The sequence below is a fragment of the Staphylococcus sp. GDY8P57P genome (genome assembly GCF_017892585.1).
Taxonomy (GTDB): Bacteria; Bacillota; Bacilli; order Staphylococcales; family Staphylococcaceae; genus Staphylococcus; species Staphylococcus borealis.
Genome location: NZ_JAESLK010000123.1, coordinates 1 through 638 on the forward strand (window position 1 = coordinate 1; position 638 = coordinate 638).

Sequence of the window (638 nt, forward strand, 5' to 3'; positions counted from 1 at the left end):
TTCCTTCGTTAACACGGTGTGTAACAGGTCAATCGCAGGTGTCGTTTCCTGGAATGCTACGTCTTCTTCGACCAACTCACGGATGCCAGGAAGACGTAATTCTTTGCACAGGTCGATGACGCTTTGCTTTTTATCCATGTTCAAGCACTCCTTCATCGACTTGATTGAACATCGCTGAAAAGGCCTTAATGTTTTGAAGCGCCTGTTCGACCGTCTCGTCTGGATGCAGCGGTACCGCAGGTACCAGATCTGTTTGTTCGCTCAGAAAGATTAGCTTTTCGGTCGTGATGTCGCCGAGACCTTTTGTCTCAATCTGTCGGACGGCAGCCATCACGTTATCCCACTGATTTTTCTCACGTACATAAAGGAGTAGCTCTAGAAAATCTTTCTCTTTTCCGATATAATGGTTTTCGAAGAGTTTTTTAATTTGATTTGGTGCTTGGCTCAAACATTCACTTTGAGCTAAAGCGCCTTTTTTCTTTGTGAAAGTTTTTATGTAATGATAGAGATCCATTTCCCATTGATGAACACCCCAATTTCTCCGATGTTCTGCGACGAATTCCCCTTCAATAAAGAGACGGACTGAATCCGCACTTACCTTTGCACGAATCCATGCGCCTACATGACCTTCAGGTACG

At 44.5% G+C, this 638-nt stretch carries 1 protein-coding gene and 1 pseudogene; both read right to left on the reverse strand.

Annotated features, from left to right (window positions below; translation table 11 throughout):
• Nucleotides 1-138 (reverse strand): annotated as a pseudogene (locus KA878_RS13890) (AAA family ATPase); the annotation flags it as partial.
• On the reverse strand, nt 131-638 hold a 508-nt coding region (locus KA878_RS13895), incomplete at its 5' end, for a Mu transposase domain-containing protein (RefSeq protein ID WP_398577054.1). The pseudogene KA878_RS13890 and the gene KA878_RS13895, both read right to left, overlap by 8 nt.